This is a genomic window from Streptomyces sp. NPDC057302 (assembly GCF_042667685.1).
Lineage (GTDB): Bacteria > Actinomycetota > Actinomycetes > Streptomycetales > Streptomycetaceae > Streptomyces.
The window spans coordinates 241288-262017 of sequence record NZ_JBHUZJ010000001.1 but is presented as its reverse complement, the minus strand read 5'-3'; the positions used below and the strand labels follow the sequence as shown (position 1 = coordinate 262017).

Sequence of the window (20730 nt, the reverse complement as noted above, 5' to 3'; positions counted from 1 at the left end):
TTCAGTCCCTTTCAGTTGCTGTCCGCTGGTCAGGTTGATCCGGTTGAGCCGGTTTGGTGTGGCTGCCGAGTTTGCGTGCGAGGACGGGCGCGATGCGGGTCAGGGCTTCGGTCTGGAGCATGTCGTAATGGCCGACGGGCACTTCGTGCGCTTCGACCTCGCCCCCGACGTAGGGCTCCCAGCGCGCGGCGGCTTCCGCCACAGGCCGTTCCGCGGTGCGGTCGGCGGCGGCCACGAAGAGCAGCAGGTCGCCGCCGAAGGGGCGGGGCGTGTGGTCCGGTGCGAAGCCCGACATGTTGCGGACGACCGTCTCCAGGTTCGCCAGGGCCTGCTCGCTCATGCCGGATGAGCGGTAGAGGGCGGCCACGTCGGCGCCCGGCCCCTGCTGCCCCTGTGCCCCCTGCTGACCTTGCGTTCCTTGCGGTCCTTGCGGTCCTTGCTGTAGTACGCCGTAGCCGTCCGTCTCTTGTCCCTCTTCTCCCTTCTCGCCGCGGAACCGCGACTTGGGGGCGCCGCTGCCGGGATAGGCGTCGAGCAGCGCCAGGAGCGAGACCTCTTCGCCGAGTTCCTCCAGGCGGGCGGCGACGGCTTGGGCGATGGTTCCGCCGACGGACCAGCCAAGGAGGTGATAGGGGCCGACGGGCTGCACCGTCCGGATCTCGTCCGCGTAGTCGGCGGCCATCTCCTCCACGCTGCGCGGGAGTTGCTCGGCCCGCGCGATCCCGCGCGCCTGCACGCCGTACACCGGCTGATCCGGCGGGAGGTGCGGCAACAGGGCCGCGTAGGTCCAGCTCAGGCCCATGCCGGTGTGTACGCAGAAGAGCGGAGGGCGGCTGCCTTCCGGCCGCAGGGGCAGCAGGACGCCCAGGTCACCGCGGTTCCTGCCAAGCCGCCGTCCCGCGACGGTGTCCTGCTTCCGGCGCCGGCCCTCGGGCTGTACGGCGATGCGGCCCTCGTGTGTCCGCTTCGCCCGTTCGCCGGTACGGAACATGCGCTCGCCCGCAGGGCCGAAGGGGCAGGCGACGAACCGCTCGCCCGTGCGCCCCGGGCCGTCCGCGTAGCCGCGGGCCAGCGTGGGGCCGGCCACGTAGAGGTCGCCAGGGACGCCCGGCGGCACCGGGCGCAGGCGTTCGTCGAGCACGAAGGCGCGGGTGTTCAGGACCGGGCCGCCGGTTCGGGGTTCCCACGCGCCGATCGCGTCGGAGCCCGTCCGCTGTTCCAGCCAGGGTCCGCCCGTCTCCGGCGAGCCGTAGCCGCTCACCAGCACGGCGGAGAGGTGCCGGTCCCGCTGTCCGTGCACCGGTTCCATGGCCTGCGGCTCACCCGCGAGGTCCATGACCAGGGCCTGGGGGCCGGGCTCGTGCAGCTCCGGGGTGGTGACCACCAGCGTCGCGGGCTCTCCCGCCACGGGGTCCTGCCCTGGTGTGCCGAGCCACACGCTCCCTCCCGCACAGAGCGCCGCGAGCAGTGGCGTCAGGAGTGCGGCGAGCGGAGCCCTGGCATCAAGGAGCGGCGCCGCGCCCAGCGCCGGGGAGGCCTGCATGCGGTAGGTCGTGTGGGAGGTGAGCGTGCGGTGCTCGACGACGGCGCCCGCGATGACGAGCGCCGGGTGCCCCAGAAGGGCGGGGTGCGCATAACTGGCCGCCATCGGAGCCCTGTTGGGCTCGTCCGACATGAGGTCGTCGAGCACCACCACCGGGATTCCGGCGCCGTCGGGTACCTCCGCGACGGACGCCTCGGAGCCGACCAGGATGACGCGGGACGCGAGGTCGACGCCTTCCAGAGGGCGTGCGGGATCTTCGGCGAAGGAACAGGCCGCACCGGATTTCAGCGCTCCGAGCAGCGCGACGACCAAGGCGTTGCCGGTCGGCTGCGCCACGACGACGACGCTCTCCGGGCCCGCCCCTCGCTCGGTCAGCCGCCGGGCGAGCCGTTCCGCCGCCGCGTCCAACGCCTCGTACGTCATGGAGCCGTCGAGATCCGTGACGGCGAACGCTTCCGGCGTACGGGCCACTTGCTCGGCCAGCAGTTCCACCACGGTGCGCGTGGGGGCTTCCGCCTCCGTGTGGTTTGCGGTCTCCACCAGCCGGTGGGCCTCGTCGGCGTCGAGCAGCACGTCGACCGCGCTCAGGCGCCGCTCCGGATCGGCCGTCACCTGCTCCAGGACGCGGACGAACCGCCGCGCGAGGGTCTCCGCGCTCCGGTGGTCGAACAGCTCGCTCGCGTAACGGAGTTGGCCGTCGATGCCACCGAGGTCGCCGTCGGGTTCGTAGCGTTCGGTGAGGCTGAACGCCAGGTCCAGTTCGGTGGCTTCGGCGCCGGGGTCCAGGCGGGTGGTGCGCAGGCCGGGCAGCTCCCAGGGGTCCCACGGCTCGTCGACGCTGTCGTCGACCTCCAGGAGCACCTGGAAGACCGGGTGGCGTGCGAGCGACGGGGGCACCTCCAGTGCGTCCACGAGGCGTTCGAACGGAACGTCCCGGTGTTCGCGCGCCTCCTGGTTCACCGTGAGCACCCTGCCGAGCAGCTCGCGGAAGGTGGGGTCGCCGGACGCGTCCGTACGCAGCGCGAGCGCCCCGGCGAACGGGCCCACCAGTGTTTCGAGGCCGGACTCGTCCCGGCGCGGGATCCGCGTGCCGATGGTGACGTCGGTGCCCGCGCCGAGCCTGGCGAGCAGGATCACCAGGGCCGCCTGCACCACCATGAACGGCGTCGTCCCGTCGTCCTCGGCCAGATCGGCGAGGCGGCCGTGCGCCTCCGCGTCGAGACGCAGGGGGACCACCCCGGCCCGGTGCGAGGCGACGGAAGGCCGCTGCCGGTCCGTCGGCAGCTCGATCTCGGCGTCGATGCCCGCCAAGGTGTCCTGCCAGTAGGCGAGTTGATCGTTGACCAGGCTCTCGGGTTCCTGCTCGCCCCGGAGCAGGGCCTGCTCCCAGAGCGCGTAGTCGGCGAACTGGAGCGGCAGCGGCGCCCGTTCGGGGACGCGGCCCTCGCGGCGTGCGCCGTACGCGGTCGCCAGGTCACGGACCAGGACGTCCAGCGATGCCTCGTCGGCGGCGATCCGGTGCACCACCAGGAGCAGCACGTGCTCGGTGTCCGAGAGGCGGAAGAGTGCCTGCGTCCACGGTGTCTCACGGCCGAGCTCGAACGCGTGCCTCGTGCGGTCGGCCAGCAGGCCCGGCAGCTCCGCCTCGGTCGTCCGCACCACGGTGGGCTCGGGGCGGGACGCGCCGACGTCCAGGACGTGCTGGCGCATGTCGCCGCCGCGCGCTCCCTCGAAGGTGGTGCGCAGGATCTCGTGCCGTGCGGCGACATCGCCGAGTGCGGCCCGCAGCGCCTCCTGGTCGAGTTCGCCGCTGAGCCGCAGCGCCACCGGGATGCGGTCGGTGCCCGCCTCGTCGTCCAGCCGTGACAGCAGCCAGGTGCGGAACTGCCCTGCCGTTACAGGGACTTCGTCGCGGTGCTCGGCCGGTTGCAGTACGGGCCGCGCCTTCGTGGCGAGCAGCCGGGCCACTCCGACCGGCGTCGGCGACCCGAAGAACTGCCGGATGCCGAGCTCGGCGTCGAACTCCTCGCGGATCCGTCCCGCCAGGCGCATCGCGAGCCCGGAGTCGCCTCCGAGGTCGAAGAAACTGTCGTCGGGGCCCACCCGCTCCAGGTCGAGCACCTCGGCGAAGAGCCGGCACAGCGTCTCCTCGGCCGCGGTCTGGGGCTTGCGCCCGGAGACACGCTCGGCGAAATCGGGGGCGGGCAGGGCCTTGCGGTCGACCTTGCCGTTGCGGGTCACGGGCAGGGCGCCCAGGGCCAGTACGACGGCCGGGACCATGTAGTCGGGCAGCGTCCTGGCCACGTCCGCGCGGACGAGCTGGGGGTCGATGGCCTGCGCACCCTCGGGGACCACGTAGCCGACCAGGCGGCGCTCGCCGGGGCCGTCCTCGCGGGCGACGACCACGGCCTGGGCCACGGCGGGATGGGCGGCCAGGGCGGCCTCCACCTCACCGAGCTCGACGCGGAAGCCGCGCACCTTGACCTGGGCGTCCGCGCGGCCGACGAACAGGAGCTCACCGTCCTCGGTGCGGCGCACCAGATCGCCGGTGCGGTACATCCGCCCGCCCGGCACGTACGGGCACGCCACGAATCGGTCGGCGGTCGGACCGGAACTGTTCCAGTAGCCCTGCGCCAACCCCGCGCCCGCTACGTACAGTTCGCCGGTCACACCCGGCGGAACCGGCTGGAGGAACGCGTCCAGGACGAAGGCCTGGCGGTGGGGCAGCGGGCGCCCGATCGGGAGTACCGGCGACATCTCGGCGCCCGGCTCCAGTACGTGCCAGGTCGCGCAGAGCGTGGTCTCCGTCGGCCCGTACATGTGGCGGACGGCCACGTCGGGGCAGGCCTCGCGCACGCGGGCCACCGAGGCGGCCGGTACGACGTCCCCGCCGGTCAACACCTCACGTAACCCCGTGAAGCAGTCCGGCGACTCCTCGGCGACGACGCGGAACGAACCGGCGGTCAGGTGCACCGCCGTGACGCCGCCCTTCACCTGCTCACGCACCTGCTGGGCGTCCACCACACCGGGTTCGGCGATGACCACGCGGCCACCGGCGGCCAGCGGGACCCACAGCTCGAACAGCGACGCGTCGAAGGCGTGCGGGGCGTGCATCAGGACCGCGTCCGCCGGGCCCACGTCCCAACTCCGCTCCCCCACCAGGGCCGCGACGCTTTCGTGCGGCACGGCCACGCCCTTGGGCTCGCCGGTCGAGCCCGACGTGTACATCACGTAGGCCACGTCGTGCGCCGCCACCGGGACGATCGGTTTGTCGGTTCCGCATGCCTTGAGCGCCGCGCGTGTCCGCGGGTCGTCAAGGGTCACCAGGCGCGCGGCACTCCGCTCGGGCACGGCGTCGCGGGTCGTGGACCTGCACACCACCCGCGCCGGAGCCGCGTTCTCCAGTACGAACGCGACACGCTCCCGCGGCCAGCCCGCGTCCACCGGCACATAGGCGGCGCCCGCCCGCCAGATCCCCAGAAGCAGCGCCACCAGGTCCGCCGAGCGCTCCATCAGCACCGCGACACGGTCACCCCGCCGCACCCCCAGGCGCGACAAGTGCTGGGCCCAGCGGCCGGATTCCGCCCACAACTCCCCGTACGTAAACGCTCGTTCGCCGTGGACGGCCACCGCGCCCGGCGCCGCCACCACCCGGCCCGCGATCAGCTCGGGCACCACCTTGCCGGGCGTCGGGGCAGCAGCCGCCCGGCCCGCCCGAGCCATCGCCCCTACGCGCCCCACCACCACATCCGGGTCGGCGACCACCCGTTCCAGCACCCCCACGAGCGCGTCCAGCGCCGATGCGGCCACCCCTCGCTCGAACAGGTCCGGCCGGTACTCGAGCTTCAGGTGCATGCGTTCGCCGGGGCCGACCACCAGGGTCAGCGGATAGTGCGCGGCCTCGCGGGTGAACCCCGCCGGCCTGAGCGACAGGCTCTCGTGGTCCTGCGTCGCGGAGTCGGCCGGGGGCTGGGGGAAGCTCTCGTACACCAGGAGCGTGTCGAAGCCCGCCCCCGGGCCCGCGGCCTTCTGGATCTGCGGGAGGCCGAGGTGCTGATGGGCCATCAGGGCGGACTGGCGCTCCTGCAGCGCGCGGAACAAGTCCAACACCCTCTGATCGCCGTCCAGTTGTACCCGTACCGGCAACGTGTTGATGAGCAGTCCCACCATCGATTCCACGCCCGGCAGCTCGGGGGGCCGTCCCGCCACGGTCGCGCCGAACACTACGTCCGTGCGTCCGGCGAGCCGCGCGAGGACCAGCGCCCACGCTCCCTGCACCACGGTGTTCACGGTCAGGCCCTTGGCCCGCGCCAGCTCCACCACACCGCGCGTGACCTCCGCCGGAAGGTCTTCGCTCACGTTCTCGGGGAAGACCGGGAGCCGGTCCGGTACGGCCGGCGCCACCAGCGTCGGCTCCTCCGTGCCCGCGAGTTCCGTCTGCCAGGCGGTCTCCGCGGCTGCCCTGTCCTGACGGCCCAGCCACTTCAGGTACGCGCTGTAGGAGGTCGTGCGCCCCAGCCGGGACGCGTCGCCCCCCGCCGCGTAGATCGCGGAGAGTTCGCCGATGAGGATCGGGGCCGACCAGCCGTCCATGAGGATGTGGTGGAAGGTGATGACCAGGCGGTGCCGGTGCTCGCCTAGGCGGATCAGGAGGAGGCGCAGCAGGGGTGGCGCCGCCAGGTCGAAGGCCTCCGCCCGCTCGCTCTCCGCCAGGCGTTCCAGCGCGGCGGGCACCTCGGACCCGGCAAGGCCCGACACGTCCTGCGTACGCCAGGGCAGCACCACGTCCCGCGCGATGACCTGCACCATCTGCGCCCCGCTCACCTGCCGGAAGCAGGCGCGCAGCGCGGCGTGCCGGGTCAGGAGCGCCTCCCAGGACGCCCGTAGCCGGTCCACGACCACGGGGCCTTCGACGTCGAGCGCGGACTGCACGGTGTACACGTCCGGGCCCTGGTCGTCGAAGGCGGCGTGGAAGAGCAGTCCTTCCTGTAGCGGCGACAGCGGCCACACGTCCTCGACCGGTGATCGGGTCATCTCTTCTCTCCTCGGAGCCTCGGAGTCGCAGGGCTTCAGGGCCGCTTGAGCGGGCTGAGCGGATTGGTCGAGTTCATCTGGTTGGTTGTGTTCGCCGGGTTCGTCGTGTTGGCCGGGTTGACCGGCGGGTCGAATCCCGCTTCGAGCTCCTCGATCTGGCTCTGCGCGAGGCCGAGGAGGGGGAAGTCGGAAGGTGTGTGTCCGCCGGCCGTGGGGTCGGTGGTGTGGGCGGCGAGGCCGCCGAGCATGTCCAGCCAGAGCCGTCCGATGCGTTCGGCCGCGGCGCCGTCGACGGCCTGGCCCGCCCAGCTGAGCGAGAGGGTCAGCTCGGGCCCGTCAGCAGTGTCCACGATGGCCGCGCCCGCTTCCAGGGCGTGCATGGACGGCATGCCGGGGTCGGCCGAGCCGCCGATCGCCGTGTCTCCCGCCATCTGCCAGGCGGCGACCGTGCCGCTCTCGGCCGGGTCGCCCGCGGCGAACCGGCCCAGGTAGTTGAAGCCGATCTGCGGGCGCGCGAGGGCGGCGAGGGCCTGGCTCGTGTCGGGGTTCAGGTGGCGCAGCAACCCGTGTCCGAGGCCGTCGCCCGGGACCGCCCGCGCCTGTTCCTTGACCGCCTTCAGGAGCGCCCCGGCCGCCGGACCGCCGTCCGCCACCTCGGCCAGGTCCACGTCGGCGACGGCAAGGCGCAGGGGGTGGGTGCTGGTGAACCAGCCGATCGTGCGGGAGAGTTCGGCGCCTTCGACCGCTTCACGGCCGTGGCCCTCGACGTCGAGCAGTACGTGTTCACTCTCGCCGCTCGGTACGTGCCCACCCTCGCCGCGCCAGTGCGTGACGGCGCCCGCGAGGGTCGCGAGGAGCACCTCGTGGACTCCGCAGTGGAACAGCGCGGGCGTCCGGCCCGCCAGCGTGGCCGCCGCTTCCCGTGGGACCTGCCAGGAGGCGCGGGACGTCGTCTCGGCGGTGTCCGCCGCCGGGTCGAGCGCCCGCTCGCCGATGAGGGGTTCCGTGCCGTCGAGCAGGGCCGTCCACGCGTCGAGCTCCGCCACCCGCTCGGGCCCCGTCGCCTGTGCGGACAGGAGGTTCGCCCAGCGCCTGAACGATGTGCCCACGGGGTCGAGCACCGGCTCCTGCCCCGCCGCCGCTGCCTCACAGGCGAGGGCCAGGTCGGGCACGAGGATCCGCCAGGACATTGCGTCCACGGCCAGGTGGTGGACCATCAGGACGAGGCGGCCGACCCGGTCCGGGCCCGCGTCCACCCACACGACCTGGAACATCGCGCCCGACGTCGGGTCAAGCCGCCCCACGGCCTCCCTCGCCGCGCGTTCAGCGGTCTCGTCCAGCGCCTCGGCAGCCGCGCCATGGGCAGGCACTCGGGTGACCAGGTCCGCGGGGGCCACGGTTCCGCGTTCGCCTACGACCAGGCGTGGTCCGGCGCCGTCGTCTTCCGCGGTGACCACGCGTGCGCGCAGCATGTCGTGGGTGTCGAGCACGGCGGCCAGACCGGTGAGCAGTACGTCGCGTTCGAGGCCGGCCGGTGCGCCGACGACGGCCCACTGCGCGAACCTCGGGCGGCGTGCGGGCTCCCCGAGCTCCTGCATGACCGGGGTCCAGGGCACTTCGCCGACGCCGATGTCCTCGACGGCGTCGCGGCCTGCGCCGTCGGCGGCCTCCGCCACCGTCGCCAGGCGCTCGGGGGTCTTCTCCTCGAAGACCTGCCGGGGCGTCACCACGAGTTGGGCGCGGCGGGCGCGGGAGGCCAGCTGCATCGAGGAGATCGAGTCGCCGCCCAGCTCGAAGAAGCTGTCCGTGACGCCGACCCGTTCGAGGCCGAGCACTTCGGCGAACAGGGCGCAGAGCAGCGCCTCGGTCTCCGTGCGCGGCTCGCGCCCCGACACCTTCCCCGCGAAGTCGGGGGCGGGCAGCGCACGCCGGTCCACCTTCCCGTTCGCGGTGAGGGGCAGCCGGTCCAGCGGGACGAACGCCGAAGGGATCATGGAGGTGGGCAGCCGCTGGGCCACGAAGTCGCGCAGGGCGGTGAGGAGTTGTTCGGTGCGCCAGGCCTCCGAGGGATCGGCGACGACGTACGCGACCAGCTGGTGTTCGCCGGGCCGCCGGTCGTCGCGCGCCACGACCACCGTCTGGGCGACCCCGGGATGCGCGCCGATGACCGCTTCGACCTCGCCCGGTTCGATCCGGTGGCCGCGCACCTTCACCTGCGCGTCCGCGCGGCCGATGAAGACGAGCTCACCGTCCCCGGTCCAGCGCACCAGGTCCCCGGTCCGGTACATCCGCGCGCCCGGCACGTACGGGCACGCCACGAACCGCTCGGCGGTCAGCGCGGGCCGCGCCCAGTATCCGCGGGCCACTCCCGCGCCCGCGACGTACAGCTCGCCCGGCGTTCCCGGCGGGACGGGCTGGAGGAAGCGGTCGAGGACGAATACCTGGACGTTGGCCATCGGGCGCCCGATCGGCACCGCGTCCCGGCCTGCTTCGGTCCCTTCTGCCTGTCCGGCCGCCGACAGGGGCGCGCTCATGGCCGCGCACACCGTCAGCTCGGTGGGTCCGTACGCGTTCACCATCCGGCGCCCCTCGGACCACCGGTCCACGAGCGCCGGAGGGCACGCCTCTCCGGCCACCACCAACGTGCGCAGCCCGGCGGGCAGTTCCTCCTCCACGGAGAGCACGCTCGGCGGCACCGTGACATGGGTGGCGCCCCAGTCGCGGACCGTCTGCCCGAGCGGCACCCGCGGCGGCAGTGCGTCCGCTCCCGGCAGCACGAGTGCGCCTCCCGAGAGCAGCGCCATGCACAGTTCGGAGACCGCGGCGTCGAAGCTCAGCGAGGCGAACTGGAGCACCCGGGCGTCCGGCCCCACCGCGAACCTCTCGATCTGCGCCCGCGCCAGGTTGCCGAGCCCCGCATGCGGCACGACCACGCCCTTCGGTGTCCCGGTCGACCCCGAGGTGTAGATCACGTACGCGGCGTTGTCCGCGCCGAGCGGGCCGGTCCGTTCCTCTTGGCGGATGGGACCTGGCGCCCTCTCCGCCACCGCCGCGACGACGCCTGGGTCGTCGAGGACGATCAGTCGGCCCCCGAAGTCCTCCGGTACCAGGGCCCGCGTCTCCCGTGTGCAGAGCATCACCGCCGGGTCCGCGTCCGCGAGCACGAACGCCACCCGCTCCGGCGGGTATCCCGGGTCCACCGGCACGAAGACGCCCCCCGCCATGGACACCGCGAGGACGGAGATCACCGTCGCCACGGATCCCGGCGCGAGGACGGCCACCCGCCGCTCGGGCCCGACCCCGGCCGCGATCAGACCGCGCGCCCAGCGTCCGGCCTCGGCCTCCAATGCGGCGTACGACAAGGACCGCTCGCCCGATACCAGCGCGACGGCATCCCGCGACCGCTCCACCTGCCCCCGCAGCAGCTCGGGCAGCGTCTCGGCGGTCACCGGCTTCTGCGTACGGTTCCACTCGCCCACGACGAGCTCGCGGCGCGCCCCGCCCAGTACGCCCACCCGCGCAACGGGCGCCGACGGATCGGCGGCCATTCCTTCGAGCACGCAGCCGAGTGACGTCACCATCTCCTGCGCCCAGGCACGGTCGAACACACCGGGCCGGTAGATGAACTCGCCGTGCAGGCGCTCGCCCGGCACCGCGATCAGCGTCAGCGGGTAGTGGCCCGTGTCCTCGGGTGTGCCGCCGGGGAGAATCGACAGGGTGTCGGGGGACGGCTCCCGGAGGGGCGGGCGCGGGTAGTTCTCGTAGACGACGAGCGTGTCGAAGGCGGCTCCGGGGCCCGCGGCCTTGCGGATCTCGGAGAGGCCGATGTGCTGGTGGGACATGAGCGCGACCTGCCGCTCCTGAAGGCCGGTCAGCATCGCGGCGACCGACTGCTCCCCCAGCAGATCGACCCGTACGGGCAGCGTGTTGATGAACAGGCCGACCATCGACTCCACGCGCGGCAGCTCGGCGGGACGGCCCGCCGCCGTCGCGCCGAAGACCACGTCCGTGCGCCCGACGATCCGGGCGAGGAGCAGGGCCCAGGCGCCCTGCACGACCGTGTTCACCGTCAGGCCGTGGCCGCGCGCCAAGTCGACGACACGGCGGGTGAGTTCCTCGCCGAACTCGAAGGGCACGCGCTCCGGCACGGCGGACGCGGCGGAGGGGTCGTCGGGCGTGGCCAGCGTCGGCTCGTCCGAGCCCGTGAACTCCGAGCGCCATGCCTCGCGCGCGGCCTCCTTGTCCTGGCGTTCCAGCCATGCCAGGTACTCGCGGTAGGAGGTCGCGGCGGGCAGGGTCCGCCCGTCGCCGCCCGCCGCGTAGATCGTGGACATCTCGGCGATGAGGACGGGCAGCGACCAGCCGTCCGTGACGATGTGGTGGTTGATGACCACCTGGGCATGCCGGTTCTCGCCGAGCCGGACCAGCAGCAGGCGCAGCAGCGGCGCCTGCGTCACGTCCAGTCGGCGGGCACGCTCGCCCTCGACGATCCGGTCGAGTTCGGCGCGCGCCTCGGCCGCGTCGAGGGGCGACAGGTCGACCTCGCGCCAGGGCAGTTGCACCTCGCGCGCGATGACCTGCACCGCCTGGCCCGAAGCGCGCCGGTGGAAGCTCGCCCGCAGGATCGGGTGCCGGGTGATGATCGCCTCCCAGGAGGCCCGCAGCCGGTCCACGTCCAGTGGCCCGTCCAGGTCGAGTACGCGCAGCCCTTCGTAGAGGTCAGGTCCCTGCTCGTCGAATCCAGCATGGAACAGCAGCCCTTCCTGCAACGGCGAGAGGGGCCATACGTCGGCCAGATCCGGCACGGCTGCCTCGAGTTCGTCGACTTCGTGCTGCGTGAGGTCGTCCAGGAGTGAGAAGTCGGAGGGGGTGTGCCCGCCGACCGTGGAGCCGGTGGCGGAGTCGGCGGATTCGGAGTCGGTGTGGGTGTCGGGGGCGGTGGTGTGGGCGGCCAGGCCGGCGAGCAGGTCGAGCCAGATCCGGGCGAGGTCTTCCGCCTCGGGTTCGTCGAGGACTCCGGTGGGCCAGGTCAGCGTGACGGTCAGCTCCGGGCCTTCGGGGGTGTCCTGTATCGCAGCGCCTGCTTCGATGGCGTGCAGGGCGGGCATGTCCGGGTCCACCGAGCCGCCGATCGCCTCGCCACCGGCCGGCGCCCAGGGGGCGACCTGGCCTGCTTCCGCCTCTCCCTCCACCTCGGGGGCTGCCGCTGCCGTCGCGAAACGGCCCAGGTAGTTGAAGCCGATCTGCGGGGTCGGCAGGGCCGCCAGGGCCGGTGCGGTGTCGGGGTTGAGGTGGCGCAGGAGACCGAAGCCGAGCCCGTCGCCCGGTATCGCGCGCGCCTGCTCCTTGACCTGCTTCAGCAGCGCTCCGGCCGCGGGGCCGCCGGTGCGCGCCTCGTCCAGGTCGATTCCTGCGGCGTCCAGGCGCACCGGGTTCGTCGTGGTGAACCATCCGACGGTGCGGGCGAGTTCTGCTCCCGAGAGGGGCTCCCTGCCGTGTCCTTCCACGTCGAGCAGCACGTGCCGCCCGCCCTCGCCACGGCGCCAGTGCGTGACCGCTCCCGTGAACGTCGACAGGAGCACCTCGTGCACCCCGCAGTGGAACAGCGCGGGCGTCCGCCCCGCCAGCGTGGCCGCGAGGTGTGTCGGCACGGTCCAGGAGCGGCGGCGCATGCCGGCCGCGGTGTCCAGAGCCGGGTCCAACGCGCGGTTGCCCAGCGGTGGTTCGGCCTCGCCGAGCAGTGCGGTCCAGTCCGCGAGCTCGGCGGTCCGGCTCTCGCCGGTGGCCTGCGCGACCAGGATGTCCGTCCACTGCTTGAACGACGTGCCCACCGGGTCGAGCTCCGGCTCACGTCCGGCCGCCGACGCCTCGCACGCGGTCCGCAGATCCGGGACGAGGATGCGCCACGACAACCCGTCGACCACCAAGTGGTGCAGTACGAGGACCAGTCGGCCGGTCCGCTCCGGCCCGGCGTCCACCCAGACGGCCTGGAGCACCGCACCCGCCGAGGGATCCAGGCGCTCGGTGGCCTCGCGGGCCGCCCGGTCCGCGCGAGCGTCCAGCGAATCGTCGTCCGGCGCGTCCGCCGCGTCGACCCGCGTGACCAGAGCGGCGGCGTCGACCGAACCGCGCTGCCCCACGGACAGCACGAGCCCGTCCCCACCGGCCGTGGCGCGCACACGCAGCATGTCGTGCGCGTCGAGTACGGCGGCGACACCGCCCACAAGGACGTCCTTGCCGAGACCTGCCGGGGCGCCGACGCTCATCCACTGCGCGAACCTGCCGCGCAGACCTCGCTCGCCGAGCGCCCGCATCACGGGTGTCGGGTGGACGTCACCGATGCCCGATTCCGCCGCGCCCGTCTCCACGCCCACGTACTGGGCCACGGCCGCGAGACCCGCGGGCGTCTCGTGCTCGAAGACGTCCTGCGCCTTGAGGAGCAGGTTGGCGCGGCGGGCACGGGCGACCAGCTGCATCGACATGATCGAGTCGCCGCCCAGCTCGAAGAAGCTGTCGTCGGGCCCGACCCGTTCCAGACCCAGCAACTCGGCCGTCAGCGCGCACAGGACCGCCTCGGTCTCCGTGCGCGGCGCCCGCTCGGTGACCTTCCCCGCGAAGTCGGGGGCGGGCAGGGCGTCGCGGTCGACCTTGCCGTTGCGGGTCACCGGGAGGGTTTCCAGGGTGAGGACGGAGGCGGGGACCATGTAGTCGGGCAGGGTCCTGGCCACGTGGGCGCGGATGAGTTCGGGGTCCGGCGACGGACCGTCCGGGACCACGTAGCCGACGAGGCGGCGCTCCGCCTGGCCGTCATCGCGGGCGACGACGACCGCCTGGGCCACGGCGGGATGGGCGGCCAGGGCGGCCTCCACCTCGCCGAGCTCCACGCGGAAGCCGCGGATCTTGACCTGGGCATCCGCACGGCCGACGAAGAGCAGCTCCCCGCCCTCCGTCCAGCGCACCAGGTCGCCGGTGCGGTACATCCGCTCACCCGGCACGAACGGGCAGGCCACGAATCGCTCCGCGGTCGGACTCGGGCGGCTCCAGTAACCCTGCGCCAACCCCGCGCCCGCCACATACAGTTCACCGGTCACGCCCGGCGCCACCGGATGCAGGAACGCGTCAAGGACGAAGGTCCGCCGGCCGCTCATAGGACGGCCGATCGGCAGTACGGAACCCATCGCGTCGCCCGGAGCCAGCACGTGCCAGGTCGCGCACAGGGTCACCTCGGTCGGCCCGTACATGTGGCGCACGGCGACGTCCGGGCAGGCCTCCCGCAGCCGGGCCACCGACCCGGCCGGGACGACGTCCCCGCCGGTCAGGACCTCACGTAACCCGGTGAAGCAGTCGGGTGTCTCCTCCGTCAGCGCCCGGAACTGCCCGGCCGTGGCATGGACGGACGTCACCCCACCTCGCACGTGCTCGCGCAGCTGCTGGGCGTCGACGACACCGGAACCGGCCATCACCACACGGCCACCGGCGGCCAGCGGAACCCACAGCTCGAACAGCGATACGTCGAAGGCATGCGGGGCATGCATCAGCACCGCGTCCGCCGGGCCCACGTCCCAACTCCGCTCCCCCACCAACGCCGCGACGCTTTCGTGCGGCACGGCCACACCCTTGGGCACGCCCGTCGAGCCCGACGTGTACATCACGTACGCCACGTCATGCGCCGCCACGGGAGCACCAGGCTCTCCGTACTCAACTGCGGCCAGCGCCTCGGTGACCTGCGGGTCATCCGCCACCACCAGCCGCCCACCGAAGCCCTCCGGCACCACAGACCGGCTCCCCGACGCACACACCACCACCGCCGGACCCGCATCCCCCAACACGAACGCCACCCGCTCCACCGGCCAACCAACATCCACCGGCACATACGCAGCACCAGCCCGCCAAACCCCCACAAGCAGCGCAGGCAAGTCCGACGACCGCTCCATCACCACCGCGACACGATCCCCTCGCGCCACTCCCACGCCCGACAAGTACTGGGCCCAGCGGCCCGATCGGTCCCACAACTCCCCGTACGAAACGGCCCGTTCAGCCTCGATGGCCACCGCGTCCGGCGAAGTTCCTACCCGTCCGGCGATCAGTGCAGGCACGGTCCCGCCAGAGGCCCGTACCCCTGTGGCGTTCCAGTCCTCCACGACCGACGCACAGTCCCCGGCATCCAGCGCGTCCACCCGGGCCACCGGCACCGACGGGTCCGCCACCAGTTGTTCGAGGACCCGTATGACCTGACGCGCGGTCCTGAGGGAGCTCTCCCGTTCGATCAGATCGGGCCGGTAGGTCACGAGGATCCGCAGCCGCTCTGCGGGGATGACTCCCACGGCCAGCGGGTAGTGCGTCCCGGCCAGCGTGCTCAGCTGGGTGATCGAGACCTCGTCGCCCGCCGGGCCGCCGTCGGCGGGTCCGGGCAGGGTGGCCGCGTTGCGCGGGTAGTTCTCGAACATCAGCATCGTGTCGAAGACCGCGCCGGGTCCCGCGAGTTGCTGGATCTCCGACAGGCCCAGGTGCTGGTGGGCGATGAGCGCCGACTGGTGTTCCTGTAGCTCGGCGAGCGTCTGCAGGACCGTCTTGGCGGGGTCGAGCCGCACGCGTACGGGCAGGGTGTTGATGAAGAGGCCGATCATCGACTCGGCGTCGGGAAGCTCCGGGGGACGCCCGGCCACAGTGCCGCCGAACACGACGTCCGTGCGCCCGGCGAGGCGGGCGAGGACGAGTGCCCAGGCGCCCTGCACCACGGTGTTCACCGTCAGCCCGTGGGCGCGGGCCAGCTCGGTCAGCGCCAGTGTCTTCTCCCGGGAGAGCTCCGCCGAGCTGACGGCCGGCACCACCGGTGGCCGGCCCGGATCCGCCGGTGCCACCAGCGTCGGTTCGTCGGCGCCGGTCAGTTCCGTTCGCCAGGCGGTCCGTGCGGCCTCCTTGTCCTGCTGCTCCAGCCAGGCCAGGTAGTCGCGGTAGGAGGCGGTCGGCTTCATGAGCACCGCGTCTCCGCTCGCCGTATCGCCGCTCGCTACGTCGCCGCTCGCCGCGTACAGCGCGGACACCTCGTTGAGGATGACCGGCATGGACCAGCCGTCCACCAGGATGTGGTGGCTGGTGACGGCGAGTCGGTGGCGGTTCTCGCCGAAGCGGATGAGCAGCAGACGCAGCAGCGGCGCCCGCGTCAGGTCGAAGCGCTCCGCCATCTCGCACTCGGCCAGACGCTCGGCCTCGGCCTGCGCTTCCGTGTCCGCCAGTCCTGATACGTCGGCCTCGCGCCAGGGGAGTTCAGCCCGCCGGGCGACGACCTGTACCGCCTCGCCGGAATCGGGCCGGTGGAAGCTTGCCCGCAGTGCCGCGTGCCGGTCGAGGAGCGCCTCCCACGCGGCCCGCAGCCTGGCCGCGTCCAGCGGCCCGTCCAGCGCCATCAGCCGCTGGCTCTGATAGACGTCGGGCCCTTCCTCGTCGAACGTGGCGTGGAACAGCATCCCTTCCTGCAACGGTGACAGCGGCCATACGTCCACCAACTCCGGCTCGGGCGCCTCCAGTTCTGCGATGTTCCGCTGCGTGAGGTCCAGGAGGGGGAAGTCGGACGGTGTGTGTCCACCGGCGGCGGGGTCGGCGGTGTGAGCGGCCAGACCGCCGAGAGTCCGGTCCCAGGCACGGCCGATCTCTGCCGCTTCGGCGTCGTCGAGGACGCCGGTGGGCCAGCTCAACGTGAGGGTCAGCTGCGGCCCTTGTGGCGTGTCCTGTACGGCGGCGCTCGCTTCCAGGGTGTGCAGGGCGGGCGTCTCCGGGTCGATGGAGCCGCCGATCGCCTCGCTGCCGGACAGCTGCCAGGGGGTCACGGTGTCCTTCGCCGCGTCGGCGGTGAACCGGCCCAGGTAGTTGAAGCCGACCTGCGGGCGCGGCAGGGCCGCCAGGGCCGGTGCCGTGTCGGGGTTGAGATGACGCAGGAGACCGAAGCCGAGCCCGTCGCCCGGTACCGCCCGCACCTGCTCCTTCACCGCCTTCAGCAGCGCACCGACCTCCGGACCACCGGCCACCACCTCACCCACGTCCACGCCACCGAGATCCAGACGCACCGGATGGACGCTCGTGAACCAGCCGACCGTGCGCGACAGTTCCGCACCTGACACCGGCTGACGCCCATGACCCTCCACGTCCACCAGGACCCCGGGGGCGGCTTCACCACACCTGTGGGCGACCGCGCCCGCCAGGGATGCCAGGAGCACCTCGTGCACACCGCAGTGGAAGACCGTCGGCGTCCTGCCCACCAAGGTGGCGGCGTCCTCCGCCGTCACGGTCCAGGACCGGCGGCGCATGGTCGCGGCGGTGTCCTTCTCGGGCACCAACTCACGGCGCCCGATGGGTTGTTCCGTACGGCCGAGCAGTTCGGTCCACCGCGTGAGTTCCGCCGTGCGGCGCTCGCCGCCCGCCTCTTCGGTCAGGGCGTCGGCCCATCCCTTGAACGGTGTTCCCACCGGGTCGAGCCGCGGCTCCCGGCCTGCCGCCAGCGCCTCGCAGGCGGTTCGCAGATCCGGGAGCAGGATCCGCCACGAGACTCCGTCGACCACCAAGTGGTGCACCACTAGGACCAGTCGCCCGTCGCGCCCCGGCCCGGCATCCACCCACACGGCCCGGACCATCACACCCGCGGCGGGATCGAGCCTGTCCACGCCCTCGCGTGCCGCCGTCGCCGCGATGTCATCGAGCGAGCCGGCCGACGCGTCCTGCGCGTCGACACGGGCGACGAGATCCTCGGCCTCCACCGAACCCCGGGGCCCCACCGACAGCTTGGGTCCGTCATCACCGCCGGTCACCACGCGTGCCCGCAGCATGTCGTGCGCATCGAGAAGCGCACGCACACCGCCCACCAGCACGTCCCGGCCGAGCCCTGCCGGAGCGCCGACCGTCATCCACTGCGCGAACCCGCCGCGCAGAGCCCGCTCGCCCAGCTCCCGCATCACCGGCGTCCAGGGCACGTCGCCCACGCCCGCGTCACGGTCCGTGCCCGCGCCGCGCGTCCCCTCGGCCGTCTGCGCGACGCGTGCGAGGCGCTCCGGGGTCTTCTCGTCGAAGACCTGCCGAGGCGTCAGCACCAGGCCTGCGCGGCGGGCTCGCGCGACCAGTTGCATCGACATGATCGAGTCGCCGCCGAGCTCGAAGAAGCTGTCCTCGACGCCGACCCGCTCCAGGCCTAGCACCTCGGCGAACAGGCCGCAGAGAACCGACTCGGCCTGCGTGCGCGGCGCCCGCCCGGTGGCCCGGGACGCGAAGTCGGGGGCGGGCAGGGCCTTGTGGTCGACCTTGCCGTTGCGGGTGACGGGCAGTTCGTCCAGGGGGAGGACGGCGGCCGGCACCATGTAGTCGGGCAGCGTCCTGGCCACGTGCGCGCGGACGAGGTCAGGGTCGATGCCCTCCGGGGTCCCGGGTACGACATAGCCGATCAGGCGGCGCTCACCCGGGCCGTCCTCACGGGCGACCACGACAGCCTGCGCCACCGCCGGGTGCGCGGCGAGCGCCGCCTCCACCTCGCCGAGCTCCACCCGGAAGCCGCGCACCTTGACCTGCGCGTCGGCGCGGCCGACGAAGAGCAGTTCACCCGTGTCGGACCAGCGCACCAGGTCTCCGGTGCGGTACATCCGCCCGCCCGGCACGAACGGGCAGGCCACGAAGCGTTCCGCGGTCAGCTGCTCCCGGTCCCAGTACCCCTGCGCCAGTCCCTCGCCCGCCACGTACAGCTCACCGGTCACGCCCGACGGCACCGGCTGGAGGAACGCGTCCAGGACGAACACCCGCCGGTTGCCCAGGGGGCGTCCGATGGGCAGCACCGAACCGACCGCGTCGCCGGGCCCCCAGACCCGCCAGGTCGCGCACAGGGTCACCTCGGTCGGCCCGTACAGATGCCGTACGACCACGTCGGGGCAGGCCTCGCGCACCCGTGCCACCGCCGCGACCGGCACCACGTCGCCGCCCGTGAGGACCTCGCGCAGCCCGGCGAAGCACTCGGGTGACTCCCCTGCCAGGACACGGAACGAACCGGCGGTCAGATGCACCGCGCTCACCCCGCGTGCCGCGTGCTCCCGTACCTGCTCGGCGTCGACCGCGCCAGGCCCGGCGACGACCACCCGGCCACCGGCGGCCAGCGGGACCCACACCTCGAAGAGGGAGACGTCGAAGGCGTGCGGGGCGTGCATGAGCACCGCGTCGTCCGGTCCGATGGACCAGCCGCGCTCCCCCACCAGCGCCACGACACTGCCGTGCGAGACCGCGACGCCCTTGGGGACTCCCGTGGATCCCGAGGTGTACATCACGTACGCCACGTCGTCCGCGCCGACGGGCACGGGCACGGGCGATTCGTCGTCGGCGCGCGGGGCGAGCGCGGCCCCGCGCACGTGCGGGTCGTCGACCACGACCGGCTCGGCGCCCTCCGGCACGACGGCCCGGGTCTTCTCCGTGCACAGCACGACGACCGGAGCCGAGTCGTCGAGGACGAACCCCACCCGCTCCAGCGGAGAGCCCGCGTCGACCGGCACGTAGGCGGCGCCCGCCCGCCACACTCCGAGGAGGAGCGGCAGCAGGTCCGGCGACCGCTCCGTCACGACGGCGACGCGGTCGCCGCGCCGCACCCCCAGGTCCGCCAGGTAGCTGGCCCAGCGGCCGGACTCCGTCCACAACTCGGCGTACGAAAGGGTCCGTTCGCCTTCTACCGCCACCGCGTCCGGTGCCAACTCCGCGCGTCCGGCAATCAGTTCCGGCATCAGGCCGCCCGGCTCCTCGCCCGATGTGCCGCCCCATCCCTCCACGACAAGTCCGCGCTCGGGCGCCGCGAGCACCCCGACCCGCCCCACGAGAACCGACGGATCCGCCACCAGCTGGTCGAGCACCCGCACGAGCCACGCGAACACCGACTCGGCGGTCTCACGGTCGAACAGGTCGGGCCGGTAGTCGAGCTTGCAGAGCATCCGGTCGCCGTCGGGCGCCACCACCAGCGTGAACGGGTAGTGGGCGGTCTCCTGGCCGGCGGCGACCCGCACGGTGAAGGAGTCCGGCGCCGGGGGTCCGGCGGGCGGGCTCGGATAGTTCTCGTACACGAGGAGCGTGTCGAAGACCGCGCCGCCGGAGTCGGCGAGCCCCTGCACCTCGGGGAGACCCAGATGCTGATGTGCCATCAGGGACGACTGGCGTTCCTGGAGTTCGGCCATCATGCGCGCGACCGACTGACCGGCGTCGAGCCGTACCCGCACAGGAAGCGTGTTGATGAACAGGCCGACCATCGACTCGACGCCCGGCAGTTCCATCGGCCGTCCGGCCACGGTGGCGCCGAACACGACGTCCGTGCGCCCGGCGAGCCGCGCGAGGACCAGCGCCCACGCGCCCTGCACCACCGTGTTGACGGTAAGACCCTGGCCACGGGCGAACCGCACCAGGCCTTCGGTGAGCTCCCCGGGAAGCTCGTTGACCAGGCTCTCCGGAGGCTGGGGCGACCGGCCCGAATCCGCGGGCGCCACCAGTGTCGGCTCGTCCGCCCCGGCCAGTTCCGCCTGCCAGGCGGCCCGTGCCGCGTCCCTGTCCTGGCGGCCGAGCCAGGCCAGGTACTCGCGGTAGGACGTCACCGGCGGCAGCCCGGAGGTGTCGCCGCCCGCCGCGTACGTCGCCGAGAGTTCGTCGAGCAGCACCGGCATGGACCAGCCGTCCATCAGGACGTGGTGGCTCGTGACCACCAGGCGGTGGTGGTCCGCACCGATCCGGATCAGCAGGAGCCGCAGCAGCGGAGCCGCCGCGAGGTCGAAGCGCTCGGCCCGCTCCCGGCCCGCCAGGCGCTCCGCCTCGGCCCGCGCCTCCGTGGCCGCCAGAGCGGAGAGATCGGCCGCACGCCACGGCAGCTCCACGTCCCGCGCGATGACCTGCACCGCCTCACCCGTCTTGCGCCTGCGGAAGCTCGCCCGCAGCGCGGCGTGCCGGGCGAGGAGCGCCTGCCAGGAGGTGCGCAGGCGGTTCGCGTCGAGTGGGCCGGTCAGTTCGAGCAGCCGCTGCCCCTGGTAGACGTCGGGACCCTCGCTGTCGAAGGCGGCGTGGAAGAGCAGCCCTTCCTGCAGTGGCGACAGGGGCCACACGTCCTCGACCAGGGATCGGGTCATCGCTTCTCTCCTCAGGGACTGAGACATGAC

At 73.0% G+C, this 20730-nt stretch carries 2 protein-coding genes; both read right to left on the bottom strand.

Annotated elements, in window-relative coordinates:
- Position 1: 1 nt before the first annotated feature.
- The gene (locus ACFUPX_RS01005) at positions 2 to 6577 is read right to left on the bottom strand and encodes an amino acid adenylation domain-containing protein (RefSeq protein ID WP_383313715.1); all 6576 of its coding nucleotides are present in this window, start codon (positions 6575 to 6577) and stop codon (positions 2 to 4) included.
- 35 nt (positions 6578 to 6612) lie between these two features.
- Positions 6613 to 20700 (bottom strand): amino acid adenylation domain-containing protein, encoded by a 14088-nt coding sequence (locus tag ACFUPX_RS01000; protein WP_383313713.1) that lies wholly within the window; start codon positions 20698 to 20700, stop codon positions 6613 to 6615.
- Between the last annotated feature and the right edge of the window lie 30 nt (positions 20701 to 20730).

Bases quoted from the DNA above. Each gene is read 5' to 3' on its own strand.
- ACFUPX_RS01005 (WP_383313715.1), bottom strand. From the start codon at position 6,577: ATGACCCGATCACCGGTCGAGGACGTGTGGCCGCTGTCGCCGCTACAG.
- ACFUPX_RS01000 (WP_383313713.1), bottom strand. From the start codon at position 20,700: ATGACCCGATCCCTGGTCGAGGACGTGTGGCCCCTGTCGCCACTGCAG.